This window comes from Aestuariibaculum marinum (genome assembly GCF_014596975.1).
Taxonomy (GTDB): Bacteria; Bacteroidota; Bacteroidia; order Flavobacteriales; family Flavobacteriaceae; genus Aestuariibaculum; species Aestuariibaculum marinum.
Genome location: NZ_JACVXD010000004.1, coordinates 61,881 through 77,207 on the forward strand (window position 1 = coordinate 61,881; position 15,327 = coordinate 77,207).

Consider the following 15,327-nt stretch of genomic DNA (forward strand, 5'->3'; position numbering starts at 1 on the left):
AAATTATGCGATTTTAATATTTTTTACGTTTCAAAAAATAGAAGTAAATAACAAAACGTATATTTACTCAATTATCAAAAACAATAATGTATACGAAATTTATAATTTCAATTAAATTAGATATTACAACAATGAAAACTAAATTTTTATCACTTTTAGTAATGTGTTTAGTGGCGGGGAGTTTGTTTGCGCAGACCAATTTAAACGCTTATAAATATGTTATCGTTCCTAATAAATATGATTTTTTAAAAGAAAAAGATCAGTATCAATTGAATTCGTTAACCCAATTTTTATTTGAAAAATATGGGTTTACAGCTTTAAAGGAAGGGGAAGCCTACCCAGACGATTTGGTTAAGAATCGTTGTTTAGCCCTTAAATCTGATGCAATGAAAGATCCTGGGTTGTTTAAAACTAAATTAACAGTAGAGCTAAAAGATTGTAATGATGCCGTGGTATACACTACAAAAGTGGGGGAGAGTCGCGAAAAGGATTTTTACAGAGCTTATACTGAGGCTTTAAGAGATGCTTTTACCGATATTGAAGCATTGAATTACAAGTATGAGCCAAACTTAGCGGCTACAACAACAACAACTACAGTCGTGGCAGCAACAAATACAAATCAGGAAATACAGGAATTAAAAAATGAAATTCAAGCTTTAAAAGAAAAGGAGGCCCAACAAGCTGCTAGCGTTGCTGTCGTTCCGGTTGTTGCTGCTGAAAAAGTAGAAACGGCTAAGGAAGCAAAAACTATGGAAGCAGAAGTTAAAGAGGTTATGAATAGTGTGTTGTATGCTCAGGAAATAGAAAATGGCTATCAGTTAGTAGATGCAACACCTAAAGTGGTTTATAAAATTACTAAAACGGCACAGCCTAATTTATATATGGTAAACGGTGAAAATGCCATTATTTATAAAAAAGGAGATACTTGGTTGATCGAGTTTAATACTTCAGAAGGAACCAAGCAAAAAGAATTGAATATTAAGTTTTAAATCATAATAAAAAATGGAAGCAATTGCTTCCATTTTTTTATTGGGTTAATACCCATATTTATCTTTCCATCGTTGTTTTAAAAATTCGCGATGCGCGTTTTCTCGAGCATTATTACCAGGTTCGTAAAATTTGGTGTTTTTAATTTCATCAGGTAAAAACTCCTGATTCGCAAAGTTGTTTTCGTAGTTATGGGCGTACTTATAGTTATCGCCATAACCTAGTTCTTTCATAAGTTTGGTTGGTGCATTTCTAATATCTAATGGCACCGATAAATCCCCGGTTTGTTTCACCAGTTGTTGCGCCTTACCAATAGCTGTATAGGCAGCATTACTTTTTGGTGAGCATGCTAAATACGTTGCACACTGACTTAAAATGATTCGTGATTCCGGATAACCAATTGTTGAAACTGCCTGAAAGGTATTATTCGCAATAACCAGTGCTGTGGGGTTGGCATTGCCAATATCTTCACTGGCTGATATTAGCAATCGCCGGGCGATAAACTTTACATCTTCACCGCCTTCAATCATTCTGGCTAACCAGTATACAGCACCATTTGGGTCACTACCACGAATTGATTTTATAAAAGCTGAAATAATATCGTAGTGCTGGTCGCCGGTTTTATCGTAACGAACCGTGTTGTTCTGAACCTTTTGTAAGACACTATCGTCAGTAATAATAATATTATCTGATTCCTCTGAATTGATGATGAGTTCAAAAATATTAAGTAATTTTCTGGCGTCGCCACCAGAGAGTTTCAAAAGCGCATTAGTCTCTTTAAGGGTAATCTTTTTGTCTGATAATTGTACATCTTCTTTAATAGCCCGTTGTAAAAGTGTTTCTAAATCGGCTTTTTCAAAAGGTTTTAAAATATAGACTTGACAACGTGATAGCAATGCCGAAATTACTTCAAAACTGGGGTTTTCAGTTGTTGCACCAATTAAGGTAACCCAGCCTTTTTCAACCGCTTGAAGTAACGAATCCTGTTGCGACTTACTAAAACGATGAATCTCATCGATAAATAAAATAGGATTTTTTGTTGTAAACAGTCCACCACTTTGTTTGGCTTTATCAATGACTTCTCGAACATCTTTTACACCAGAACTTATGGCACTTAACGTATAGAATGGTCGGCCTGATTCTGTCGCAATGATATTTGCTAGCGTGGTTTTTCCAATACCCGGTGGTCCCCAAAAAATTATGGAAGGGATTAAGCCTTGTTTTATTTGATTGGTTAAAACGCCATGCTCGCCAACCAAATGTGTCTGGCTAACGTAGTCTTCTAAGGTTTTTGGTCTTAAACGTTCTGCTAAAGGTTCATTCATGACTGTAAAATTAAAGGAAATTTTTAAGTTTTTGCTGTGACCTTGCAAAAAAGAAAGTCGGTCTTGTAGTCTATCCTGAGCGCAGTGGAAGGGCTATATTTTTTTCATATTAAAAAGGATGCAGCTTCTATACCTTACCCAAGAGGTCTGCCATTTTAGCACTAAGTATAATATTGGAAAACTATTTGCTATATTTAGTACAATGAAAAAACACAAACATTTCCATTTTTCAACAGGTGTTATCGCTTACCCTTTATTTTTTGTGCTTTTTATTTGGGTGATATTTTGGGCAGAGGTGCGTTTTGGATTCCGGTTGAGTAAATATGGAATCTATCCACAAAGTCTAAAAGGATTGAGAGGTGTTTTATTTAGTCCGTTTATTCACGGAAGCATAAAACATTTAGCGCATAATTCGGTGCCTTTATTGGTGCTTAGTACTGCCTTATTTTATTTCTACAGGTCAATCGCTTGGAAGGTGCTTGGTTATGGTATTCTTGTTTCTGGTTTTTTAACTTGGTGTATAGGTCGACCATCCTATCATATTGGAGCCAGCGGACTTATATATGTGTTAGTGAGTTTTATTTTTTTTAAAGGTGTTTTTGCTAAGCACTACCGGTTGATTGCATTGTCGCTTTTAGTCGTCTTTCTTTATGGAAGTATGATTTGGTATACTATGCCAATAGAGAAAGGTATTTCATGGGAAGGGCATTTGTCAGGGTTAATTACAGGTTTGTTATTCGCTTTTATTTTTAAAAAGTCGATTGCCAAGCCCAAAAAATACGTTTGGGAACAACCCGATTATAACGAAGATGATGATCCGTTTTTAAAGCATTTTGATGAGAATGGAAATTTTATAGAACATATTGAACCCGAAGTAGAGGAGGAGCAAGAGTCCATTATTATCAGTTACTCATACAAAGAGCAGAAAAACGAGGAAAATTAATTTACTTTAAACGTTGTCTAACGGCTTCGTATAAAAATGCACCACAAGCAACAGATACATTTAACGATCCTATTTCACCTAATAAAGGTAATTTAGCTTTAGCATCAACTACTTTTAAAGTAGATGGATTGATACCGCGATCTTCAGACCCCATAATTATAGCACAAGGTTCAGTAAAATTTACATCGTAGAGTGTGTCGTTTGTTTTCTCGGTGGCAGCAACAACTTTAATACCTGATGCCTGCATATAGAAAACCGCGTCTTTAATGTGGTCTACCTTGCAGATAGGAATTTTAAAAACCGCACCAGCACTGGTTTTAATGGTATCACCATTTACAGGTGCACCACCTTTCTTCTGAATAATAATGCCATCAACTCCTGTACATTCGGCTGTACGGATAATAGCACCGAAATTTCGAACATCACTTAACTGATCCAGCAAAAGGAATAAAGGCGTTTTACCAGATTCGGTTACTTGCATCACTAAGTTTTCTAAATCGTGAAAAGCTATAGGTGATATTTGAGCAACCGCGCCCTGATGATTGCCTTTGGTAAGGCGATTTAATTTTTCAACAGGAACATATGACGAATTAATAGCGTTTTGACGAAGCACAAATTCTAACTCGGCGAATAAGTCTCCTTTTAAACCTTTTTGAAGGAAGACTTTATCAATAGTTTCGCCTGCATTTATAGCTTCTATAATCGCTCTAATACCAAATATTTGTGTTTGTTCTTGCATGGCGCAAAGGTATAAAAAAACCACTTCAAAAATGAAGTGGTTTTAAGTAGTTTATGTGAAAAAAATTAGTTCTTAGTAAATACAAAGTTATAGCTTCCAAAACTTCCTTCATCAACAGTTATTGCGAAAGACATTTCAAAGGTTCCTGTACAAGATTTATATAATCCACTTGTAGGTGTATAATAATAATTCGTGTATGCTCCCCATGGTGCACTAGGGCCTAATAGTGTTTTTTCTCCTGTTACATTAAAGTTACTTGGATTAATGTTTAGGTATAGGATATTGTCGTTAGGTGCACCACCTTCCATTTCGTATATACCAGCTATCCCAATTAAAAAAGGATTGTTAGGATCTGCGGTTATTGTAACATCACCTTCAACTTCCCAATCTTCGGAAACCACATGGTAGCTTCCTGAGGCAAGAGCAGGATCGAATTCACAAGTAACAAATACTTTAAGAGCTGCGGTTGAACGACTTGAAACACCATTTTTGGTTGTTACTACATGGTAAAGAAAGAAATCATCAATTTCAACATCACTTTCAGATATGCCTAATGCCTCAATAGCATCAAGCGCAGGAATCGTTATCGTTGCAGGAAACGATTCAATGTCCTGTAGTACAGCTGTCTCTCCATTAAAGGTAACTTGTACTTCGGCAGCATCGACGGTGTCACCATCTTCTAAATCGACATTGAATTCTACATAAGAAGCTTCTAAGTTTGAAGTGTAGAATGCAGGATCGATATTAGATATAATTGGTACAATCGCAACACCTCTTGAGCCAACAAGGTTGTCGTTAGTATCTTCACATCCACAAAATGCTAATGTAAATGCAAATAATATGGCTAATATTTTATATTGTTTCATGTTTTTTTATTTTAAAAGTTTGTATAGAATGATTAGCGTGAACCTCCTGCCCACCATACATTTTCTGAATAAACATAGGTTCCATTTCCGTATGCATCCCTCACGTTAACATTAGTTGTAACGTCATCCGAGCCATAAGTAAATCTTAACGGGAATCCTATAGTACTATTTAGAGGATTATCAAGCTGAATAAAATCTTCACCCATGGCATTCAATCTTCTAATATCATTATAAGCTTCAACAGCCTCTTCTTCAAAGAAAGCAATATATTTTTGAACCATAATTTCTTCTAAAGCAGCATCGCTATCTGTTAGTTTAGGTTCGAGTTCGTCAGTGTAATAGGTTTCAGCATCTGCTGTAGCTAATCCTACATTAACCTTAGTAAAAGCAGCTGTAATAGCATTTTTTAAAGCAGTTTTTGCATTTTCAAGCTGATCAAGTCTGGCGTAAGCTTCAGCTTTAAGAAATTCAATTTCATGATAGCTCAGTAAGTATGTTGGAGCCATTATATCTGTAATTCCAGAAATGGCATATTTTCCTTGGGCTTGTTCAGGTTCTCCATTAGGAGCAAATAAAATTCCTTCAGAACTGTCTGGGTGTTCAATAAAAAAGATATCGTCACGTGGGTCGTTTCTAGAAACTAATTTATTGTGTAAACTAGTACTAGCTCCAAAATAATCTCTATCATCATAAAATTGTTGAAAAGGACTTGTAGAGGATGTACCATTATAATCAAATTGACACTGTTCTGATGCGCTAGAGAATGAATTATTCGCAAAGGAAATTACACTAGCGTAATCTGGAGATTTTAAAGATAAACGCATTGTATGTCTAGCTTTTAAACCATAAGCCATTTTTAACCATTTTTCTTCATCTCCACCATAAATAACATCTTGTGCTCCTAATGAACCAAAAGTACTATCTTTTTGTAAATTAGTGATGGCAGAATCTAATAGTGTAAATAATTCAGTGTAAATAGCTTCTTGACTATCTAATATTGGCGTGAAAATAATTCCAGGTTGTAATGCTTCACTGTAAGGAACATCACCCATTACATCTGTTAATATACCTAAATTATAAGCTGTTAGGATTTGAGCAATTCCTAAAGTGTGAAAGTTCCCTTCTTCAGAACCTCCAGCAGAACATTTATTAATAATATCCTTTAGGTTTAATAGATTTGTGTAAATACTGCCCCAACTATTGTTGTATGTGGTACTACTTGTTGGTTGAGCAACTCGTATTTCTGCTTGATTCATCTGTCCAAAAATACCAACATTGTGCTCGATATAGGTACTAGCGTAAAAAGCTAAATCACTACCTACTACACTGAATGCTGAATTAACCATGACATCAGTAATGATTAAAGAAGAACCTACTTCTGAAGGATCATTGACATTCTTGTTGATATCATCGAGTTTGTCCTCTGAACAAGAATATAATGCCATTGCAATAAAGGCTATTATTAATTTACTTATATATTTTTTCATGTTAATAATCATTTGTTATTATTAAAATTTGATTTCTAAATTCATACCAAAGCTCGTTGCTTGTGGCATAGAGAATCTTTCGAATCCTCCAGCTATATTGTTATTACCTTGTGAACTTTCAGGATCAAAATTTGGTAATTCTGTCCATAGTAAAATGTTTCTTGCAAAACCTGTGATTGATAAATCAAGGGAAGGAAGAAGCTTTTTAGGTACATCATATCTAAGCGAAATTTCCCTTAATTTAAGGTATGAATTTCCAAAAATGTAATATTCATCAATGTTAGCTAGGACATCATTGTATAGAGTTTGTACGGCATTAGGATCATTAGGCCCTCCTCTTACAATGTCATTAGGTGTGCCATCTGCTTTGTATCCTTGATAAATAAAAGTTGACTCTCTATCTTCTGTTCTTTCAGACATTCCGTATAAGTCTAATAAACCATTAGATCCAGAATACATATTTCCTCCACTCTTCAATTCAAATACAGCTCCTAAAGAAAAAGCTTTATAGTTAAAATTTGTTGTAGCTCCAATTATATAGTCAGGAGAGATTTCTCCAAGAACACCTGGTTCTCCAACCATTGGCATACCGTAATGAGGTGAATTTGGATCTTCATTAACAAGTATTTGACCTTGATCATTTTTTGCAAACTGATCTCCGTAAAGAACAGGATATGTATTACCTATACCTGCTCTTACTTGAGGAGTGGTAAACCCTCCAAGGAAAATACTTTCAACACCGTCTGCTAGTTCATCAACAACATTGTCGATTTGTGTATAGTTTAAATTAATATCCCAAGAAAAATCTTCGGTTTGAATTGGGGTTACATATAACATTAACTCATGAGCATCTGTATGTACAGATCCTCCATTTGTAAGTAAACTTGTGGCTCCAGTTGAAGCCGCTAAAGGCACAGTAAAGATTTGGTCTTTAACATTTTGTCTAGAGATGTTGTAGTCAATTCCTAAGCGATTATTAAAAAACTTCAAATCGATACCAAACTCATAAGATTGAGTGTTTTGAGGTTTTAAATTAGGATCATATAAAACACTATTTGGCGTATATGAATTAATTCCATCTAAAGGGTAAGTAATAGGTTCTCCATTCCAAAATCCTCCACCGTAAGTTGGTTTAGTGTAATTATTTGGTAAATACCTTCCTGCTTGCCCAACTTCAGCATAAGAACCTCTTAGTTTAGCAAAGCTTATCCATGAAGCATCTTTCATAAAGTCTAATTCTGATAAGACAAATCCTAAACCAACAGATGGATAAAAGAAAGATCTGTTGTTTCTTGGCATAGTAGAAACGATATCTCTACGACCAGTGGCGTTTAAGAATAACATATCTTTCCATGATAAAGAAACACTAGAAAAAAGCCCTACAAGTCTGTCCTCTCTTTGAGTTTCATCAGCAGTAACAATATTTGCATTGCCGATATGGTTCCATCCTCCAAAATTAAAATCTTGACCAAATTGAGAATAAAACTTTTGTTTGTTATGATTCAACTCATTACCTAGAACAACGTTTAACTGTAAATCTTCAGAAATATTCCAATCATAATTAGCTGTTAAAAGGGAATTGTAAGTTAATTGTGAAGCTCCATAATTATCAATAATACCATTATCTCCTTTACTACCATAGCCAAATATGTCTTGATAATGTGTAGAATAACTGTCTACACCTAATTGGTACTTAACTCTTAAGTTCATGTCCTCGCCAAGAGGAGTTGCATAACTTACGAATCCGTTTCCAAAGAAACGGTCTGTAGCTTCATTGAAAGTGTTGTTTTTTGCAATCCAATATGGATTATCAAAAGTTAAGGAACGATAATAAATTTGTGTGTAAGGATCTCCTGGTTCGCTAGAAGGAATCCCTTTTAAGTTGTAACTCGATGGAGCAGAAAGTACTCCTGCAAGTGATCCGTCGTTTGCTCCTGTTAATTTGTCAAGAGTATTAGTTGAAAAGTTAGTGGAGAAACCTGTAGTAAAGTGTTCATTGAATTTGCGCTCAGCATTAGCTTTTCCATTCCAACGAGTCATCCCTGTATTTAAAGCTATACCTTCTTGTGTGGTATTGGCTATTCCTACAGAAAAATGACCGTTTTCTCCTGCCTGGCTAACATTAACTGACGTTGTTGATGTATGACCTGTTCTAAAGTAATCATCCCAATTGTTATAAGCTTGAGGTTTAACCCAAGGGTCTAAACCTGCTCGCTCCAACTGCGGTACTCTGTACATGCCTTCATAACCATTTCCATTTCCTCCATAAGTAGGGTCGTCAGGCAAATCGGTTATTCTAGGACCCCAAGACATTGAAGTGGTTGGATTAAACCCTCCACTAAAACCTTGTGCCCAAGTAGTTTGGTAGTCAGGGGTACGTGATACTTTTTCGAAACTAGTAGTTTGGTTAATGGTAACTACAGGTTTGCCTATAGGACCTCCCTTTCCACTTTTTGTAGTGATGAGAACCACACCGTTAGAAGCTCTAATACCATATAAAGCTGAAGCTGCTTGTCCTTTTAAAATATTTATAGATTCGATATCGTTAGGGTTGATATCTAAAGCTCTATTAGAAATATCAGCTCCTGTAACACTATTTCCCGTTGAGTATGATGCTGTGGAAGCTACAGGCATTCCATCAATTACATATAAAGGAGTATTATTTCCTGTAAATGATCTAGCTCCTCTAATAGTTATTTGAGAAGACGCCCCTGGCATACCACTTGACACTTTAATATCTACACCTGCAACTTTACCTTGTAAAGCTTTTGAGAAATCTGATTGGTTTGTTTTTACCAACTCTTCGGATTCAACACTTTGAGTGGCAAAACCCAGAGCTTTTTCGCTTCGACTTACACCTAAAGCAGTAATAACAACTTCCTCAAGAGCCGCGGCATCTTCCGACATTGTAATGTCTATCGTGTTAGAAGAGCCAACGATAACCTCTTGCGTAGCATAACCAACAAAGCTAAAAACCAAAGTAGCACCTTGATTAGCCCGTATTGCATATTTACCGTCGAAATCTGTAGAGGCACCCGTTGTTGTTCCTTTAACAAGCACAGTTGCTCCTGGAAGCGGCAAGCCGAAGTTATCCAAAACTGTACCTGAAATCAATTTTTCTTGTGCGAAAGTTAATTGCACGACAAACGCTAGTAATAGCGTTAGAATTCCACTAAACTTTGTTTTCATTTTATAATTATTTGAATTAGTCAGGTTCAAAAATCAAAATAAAAAGTTAAATAAACAATAAATTAAGGTTAAAATTTTTTGATAAGCTTTGTATTTATCTAGGATTATAGTTTAAATAGTCGAGGATTTGACTGTAGATTTCGTGTTTATTTATGTCTTAAAAAAATAAAAGGGAACCCTTTAAAAGGGTTCCCTTAATTTAAGAAATCAAAGTTTTTAAATTTTTATTTTGTATCGAATGCGGTAGATACTTCAGCATCAAATTCACCATCATTAGAGATTTTAACTTCACCATCGATAGATAAAGTATAAGACCCTAGATTAGCACCATCAAACATACCGTCTCCAAAAGCATCGAATATAGTTAATGTGTAATCGCGTCCTGAGCATAATGTAAGACTTTCTGAAGCTGTACCTGCGCTACGAGCATATGGTCCGCCTGAAAGAACAACACCTCCGAGGGCATCTGTTATTTCCCAAGACGTTTCATCTGAAAAGGTGTCAAAAACAAAATCTAAAGTACCTGTAACTTCTGTACAATTTTGGATGTATTCTACAGTAGTAGAACCTCCATTGTCGTATCCTGACGTTACATCAGTGAAGCTTAATTCAATTCTGTTAATACCTATCCCTAAATCGACGTCAGATAAAGTAAGGGTAAATTTACCTTCGTTACTTCCGCTAGGCACAGTAACCGATGTTGGGATGCTATAAGAACCATCGGCAGCTCCAGAAGCATCAGCTTCAATATTAAAAGTAACATCAGAACTTACTTTTGATGATGTATAAACGTATACATCAATGGTATTTGATCCTCCTACGTCTACACCGGTAGAATACGTAGTGTCTCCAAATGAAACATAATTAAGTGATGACTCAAATTGATCCTCATCACAGTTCTGTAACACTACAAAGGAGATTATTAGTAAAAATATATTGATTGTTTTTTTCATAATTTCAATGTGTTAAGTTAAACCTTAGTTTTGGTCTGCTTCGGTTAAGAATGGATTTGCATCAAGTTCATCTTGTGGAATTTGGAAAATCCAGTCGTCGTTAACAGATGGTTTGTCTTGCATAAATCCTGCTTGATAAAGTACCTCTGAAGCACCAGAATTTGTTTGGTCTAAACCTTCGTCCCATCTAATGTTATCGTGGTAACTAAAGCCTTCTCCCCATAACTCAACACGTCTTTGCCATTTAATTTCATCCATAAGTTGGGCTTGCGTAGTAAAAGCTGTTTTGTCAAATGCAGAATCTCTTGCAGAACCTAAGATGTCTAAGGCATTTTGAGCACCGCCAACGTCATTTAACATGGCTTTAGCTTCGGCTTCAATTAAAACCATTTCAGAAGAACGCATATAGATAACATCGTCAGGATCTATACCACCTGGATTTTTTTGTTTGAATTTAACATTCATATAAGGGTGGGTGTTGTGTCCTGAAGTAGCTCCGTATTCGGTAATGATTGCTTCCCATGCATCCCAGAAATCATCTTCGTTGTCATAATTCGGGTCTGTTTCATAACTTCCTCCCAAATCGTTAGAAGCGGCAGGGTTTGTGTTTGGTGCTAATGGTAACCAACCTTTGTTTCTGTAATCTGTAGAAGGGATTCTGTCGTATAGCTCTTTACTGATTAACTTAGGATTACTTCTGTTTTGACTTCCGTTGAAAGCGAAAGCAACATAATAGAAGTATGATTGATAGTAATTGGTTTCCGTATCAATTACGTAACCACCCCAAATAACTTCAGATAAATCGTTGGTATTAAATCCAGATAACCAACCGCTTTCATCAAGTAAAGGGTATCCGTTTCTAGCTAAAGCTGCGTTATCAGCTGCGATTTGCCAGTCACCTTTTGATAAAGCCACACGTGCTTTTATGCCGTATGCTGCATTTATTGAGATATGAGATTTGTCTTCAGGAGCACTCGCTTTTCCTAAATAGGAAATTGCTGTATTAATGTCTGAATAAATTTGAGTGTAAACATCTTCAACAGTACCTCTTGGACCACCTTCGTATGGAGCTCCTTCATTTAAAAGTATAGGTACACCTGGGTCGGTACTAGGGTTTCCAATTAGATATCCTTTAGAGAAGGTTGTAACTAATCTCCAGTATGCCCAAGCACGGTAAGCGTAAGCTTGTCCTAAAACATTATTTAGTTTTTCTGTTTCGGTGAAATTGCTGCCTGCTGCTTTATTAATGATGGCATTAGCTACTTCAATAAAATGGTAACGTTGAAACCAAAGATTAAAACCAGTTGTAGCATTGGCATTGGTGTGAGAAGTCCATTTTAAATCTGACGTCATCCATCCGTTACCCGGAGAAGAGTGAATTATACTACCACCAACAGCATCAAACATTGGAAGGAAGTGGCTTTCACCAGAGCGACTTGATTCACCTCCTGTTAATTGATTTTGACCATACATCATTCTGTGAAGTCCGTTAACTACAAGGTACATGTTATCCTCGTTAGAAAGCGCAGTTGATTCAGAAATCGAATCGGTTGGAGCTGTCTCTAAATACTCTTCAGTACAGCCTACAAAGACCATTGCCGCAAAAGCAAGTAGGAATATATATTTTTTATTACGTATCATGTCTATTTTTTTTATTATCTAATTAAAATTAAAATGCCACATTAACACCTAAAGAAATTACTCTATTCGGGTTGTAGTCGTTACCAGATGGAGTACCAGAAAGGTTGTATTGTGGATTTAATCCTGTTCTTTTAGCAAACATTGCTAAGTTTTCTCCTGTTACAAAAATTCTTAATTTATCAACACCAATTTGATCTGCGGTTGAAGAACTTAGGTTGTAAGCCAGGTTTATGTTTCTTAATGCTAAATAAGATGCATCTGTTAGCCATCTAGAAGATAAACTTGGAGCTAACAAAGTATTTCCATTCTCTAGTCTAGGTACGCTAGTAATGTCTCCCGGGTTTTTCCAAGCTTTTAAAGCATCTGGATGAAGTGATTCACCATATTCTCCCTGATGCATCATATCTGCATAACCGTAATCTAAAATATCCCCTCCAATTTGGTAGGTGAATAAGAAATTAAGATCGATGTTGCCAAACGAAAAGCTATTAGAAATTGAACCAATTAAGTCTGGTACAGCACTAGCTCCTACGTATCCTTTTCCTGCATCTAAATAATCATTTGTTGTAGCATGAGTACCATTGTCGTTTAATACAGGAACCCCAACAGCGTCTTCTGTTTCTTCATACATATAGAATAAAGCATCACCATTACTTGGATCAACTCCGGCATAGTCGTATACGAAGAAATCGAATCTTGAACGTCCTTCTTCCCAACGTTTAGAGCCGTCTATGAAAGGACTAGGAAGGTAGGTAATTTCATTTTTAAGGGTTGAAGCATTGATTCCTAAGTTCCATGTGAAGTTCTTCTTGTCTACTATTAAACCGTTTAATCCTATTTCAAGACCTTGGTTGAATAAATCTCCTACGTTATCCGGAGCTTCAATTTGTCCTTCAGAAGGAGGAATTGGCACGTTGTATAATAAATCAGATGATATTTTTTTGTAGAACTCGAAAGCACCTGTTAAGCGGTTATTGAATAATCCAAACTCTAAAGCAACATCCCAACTTTCAGATGTTTCCCATTGTAGGTCTGCATTACCTGTAGTATCCCAACGAAGACCAGGAGTTCCAGCATTTGGGTAAATAGCGTAAAGGGGTTGAGAAACATAGTAATTACCTAATTGGTCGTTACCAACCTCTCCATAAGATCCTCTAAGTTTCAAATTGTTTACAAATGAAACATCTTTCATGAACTCTTCCTGGCTAATTCTCCAAGAACCTCCAAAAGAGTAGAAGGTACCCCATTTATTATTTGTAAATACAGAAGATCCATCTCTTCTTGCAGAAGCACTTAAATAATATTTATCTGCAAAGTTATAATTAAGTCTTCCAAGGAAACCTTCTAGTTTGTAATCTGTGCTACTACCACTAGCGTCTAATACAACTGAGAAGTTGTCCAGTTCGTAAATTCCTGAAATAGTCTCAGTGCTTTTAAAGGCGCTGTTTTCAGTGAAGTTTCTGTCGAAACTTTCATGACCTAAGGTTAAATCGAAATTATGATTTCCTAGCGATTTGTTATAAGTAATTAACTGGTTGAAGTTTTCAACAGTTCTTCTAAATCTGTTGTCTTGAAAACGAGCTGTTGGTGCTCCATCACCAACCTCAGGGTTTTCGTAGCTTTTATTGTAACTATCTTGAATATCCTGACCGTAAATTAAACTAACTTTTAAACCTTCAATAATGGTGAAATCAGCATTATATCTGAAACCGTAATTGTTTCTTTTTGTCAATTCGTTGTTTAGGATCGCTTCTTCTAAGGCATTACGACCAACATTTGTAGGTCTGGATTGTATGCCTAATGAAGAAATACTTTCACCGCGATCCCATCTTATGTTTCCTGCTTCATCATAGATATAATCTCCGGTAGTAGGATCTAATAAATATGGAGAATAAATAGATCCCATGTTTTTAGCAAAACCAAAAACGTTTGCAATAGAGCTACCTCTAGAAGGAGAACCTGTGAATTTTTCACTTGCAAAGTTTACATTACCTCCCATAGATAACCAATCGGTAGCGTTGAATGTTCCACTTAAACGACCAGTGGTTCTATCGTAACCACTTTGAATAACATAACCTTTCTCAGCTAAGTTAGAGGCTGAGAAAAACACAGAGTGGTTTTCACCTCCACCAGAAACGTTTACAGAGTGGTTTTGTCTACTTCCTGTACGCTCAAGTGCATCATACCAATCTAAATCTTTGGCAATTAGATTAGCATTAGGATTAAGATTACCATCAGTGTCAACAATTTGATCGTTTGGAACATCGAAAGGGTTTCTTCCTAAACGGTTAAAAATAGTCGCCGAAGCTTGAGCCGCAGCAGCTGCATCTCCTCCTAATGAATTTTTGTACGACTGCCACATTAATTCATAGTATTCACCTGGATTAACCGCATCGTATTCGTCTATTCCTTTAGTTATTACACCAAATTGACTTGTTGCGTTAACCGTAATACCAGATGCTTTTTTTCCTTTTTTCGTAGTAATAATAACAACACCATTTGCAGCACGAGATCCGTAAAGAGATGTTGAAGCTGCATCTTTTAAAACTGTGATAGACTCGATGTCATCCTGATTTAATGTGCTTAAGCCTCCTTGGAAAGACACACCGTCTACAATATATAGTGGATCTGTGTCTCCATTTAAGGTTCCAACCCCTCTAATTACAATGCTGGGAGAAGATCCTGGTGATCCTGATGCTGATAAGAATTGAACACCAGTTGCATTACCTTCGATGGCAGCTATAGGCGATGTTAAAGGTCTCAACTCAAGACTTTCTGCCTCAACTACACTAGCAGAGCCGGTAAACGCTTCTTTAGTTGTAGTACCGAAAGCAACTACTACAACTTCTTCAAGTGCAGCAGCGTCCTCTGTCATTGTTACGTTAATGGTGCTAGAAGCACCTACAGTAACTTCTTCAGAAGTGTATCCTACAAAGCTAAAGACCAAGGTTGCTCCTTGGTTGGCTTGTATAACATACTTTCCATCGAAATCAGAAGAGGTCCCTGATGATGTGCCCTTTACAATAATAGTTGCTCCAGGTAAGGGTAGACCATAGCTGTCTATAACTGTACCTGAAATAGTTTTTTCTTGTGCATAACTTAAATGCACGACAAACGCTAGTAATAGCGTTAGAATTCCACTAAACTTTGTTTTCATTATTTATAATTATTTGAATTAGTCGGCACTAAAATGATAA

The 15,327-nt window shown here is 36.2% G+C and carries 10 protein-coding genes; 2 read left to right on the plus strand and 8 right to left on the minus strand.

What is annotated here, in order from left to right; translation table 11 throughout:
• Positions 1-131 precede the first annotated feature (131 nt).
• Entirely contained in the window at positions 132-989 is an 858-nt protein-coding gene (locus ICJ85_RS09015) for a hypothetical protein (RefSeq protein WP_188223470.1), read from the plus strand.
• Between the two features lie 45 nt (positions 990-1,034).
• Here the strand turns inward: ICJ85_RS09015 and ICJ85_RS09020 are convergent, their stop codons facing one another.
• Positions 1,035-2,312, minus strand: a complete 1,278-nt coding sequence (locus ICJ85_RS09020; RefSeq protein ID WP_188223471.1) for a replication-associated recombination protein A — start codon at positions 2,310-2,312, stop codon at positions 1,035-1,037.
• A 202-nt stretch (positions 2,313-2,514) separates the two neighbouring features.
• Between ICJ85_RS09020 and ICJ85_RS09025 the strand changes: the two genes are divergently transcribed.
• The gene (locus ICJ85_RS09025; RefSeq protein WP_188223472.1) at positions 2,515-3,255 is read left to right on the plus strand and encodes a rhomboid family intramembrane serine protease; all 741 of its coding nucleotides are present in this window, start codon (positions 2,515-2,517) and stop codon (positions 3,253-3,255) included.
• A 1-nt stretch (position 3,256) separates the two neighbouring features.
• Here the strand turns inward: ICJ85_RS09025 and rlmB are convergent, their stop codons facing one another.
• The 7 genes from rlmB to ICJ85_RS09060 all read right to left on the minus strand — a co-directional run bounded on the left by rlmB (position 3,257) and on the right by ICJ85_RS09060 (position 15,287).
• Positions 3,257-3,994 (minus strand): 23S rRNA (guanosine(2251)-2'-O)-methyltransferase RlmB, encoded by a 738-nt coding sequence (rlmB, locus tag ICJ85_RS09030; protein ID WP_188223473.1) that lies wholly within the window; start codon positions 3,992-3,994, stop codon positions 3,257-3,259.
• A gap of 65 nt (positions 3,995-4,059) precedes the next feature.
• Entirely contained in the window at positions 4,060-4,860 is an 801-nt protein-coding gene (locus ICJ85_RS09035) for a hypothetical protein (protein WP_188223474.1), read from the minus strand.
• Positions 4,861-4,892: 32 nt separating this feature from the next.
• The gene (locus ICJ85_RS09040; protein WP_206688037.1) at positions 4,893-6,305 is read right to left on the minus strand and encodes a SusD/RagB family nutrient-binding outer membrane lipoprotein; all 1,413 of its coding nucleotides are present in this window, start codon (positions 6,303-6,305) and stop codon (positions 4,893-4,895) included.
• A gap of 63 nt (positions 6,306-6,368) precedes the next feature.
• Positions 6,369-9,536, minus strand: coding sequence for a SusC/RagA family TonB-linked outer membrane protein (locus ICJ85_RS09045; RefSeq protein ID WP_188223476.1), 3,168 nt, complete (start codon positions 9,534-9,536; stop codon positions 6,369-6,371).
• A gap of 224 nt (positions 9,537-9,760) precedes the next feature.
• Positions 9,761-10,489, minus strand: a complete 729-nt coding sequence (locus ICJ85_RS09050) for a hypothetical protein (protein WP_188223477.1) — start codon at positions 10,487-10,489, stop codon at positions 9,761-9,763.
• Positions 10,490-10,513: 24 nt separating this feature from the next.
• Positions 10,514-12,130: a RagB/SusD family nutrient uptake outer membrane protein gene (locus ICJ85_RS09055; RefSeq protein ID WP_188223478.1), complete on the minus strand. Its 1,617-nt coding sequence runs from the start codon at positions 12,128-12,130 to the stop codon at positions 10,514-10,516.
• Positions 12,131-12,158: 28 nt separating this feature from the next.
• A complete protein-coding gene (locus tag ICJ85_RS09060) occupies positions 12,159-15,287 on the minus strand; it encodes a SusC/RagA family TonB-linked outer membrane protein (protein WP_188223479.1) in 3,129 nt (1,042 codons plus the stop codon).
• Positions 15,288-15,327 lie beyond the last annotated feature (40 nt).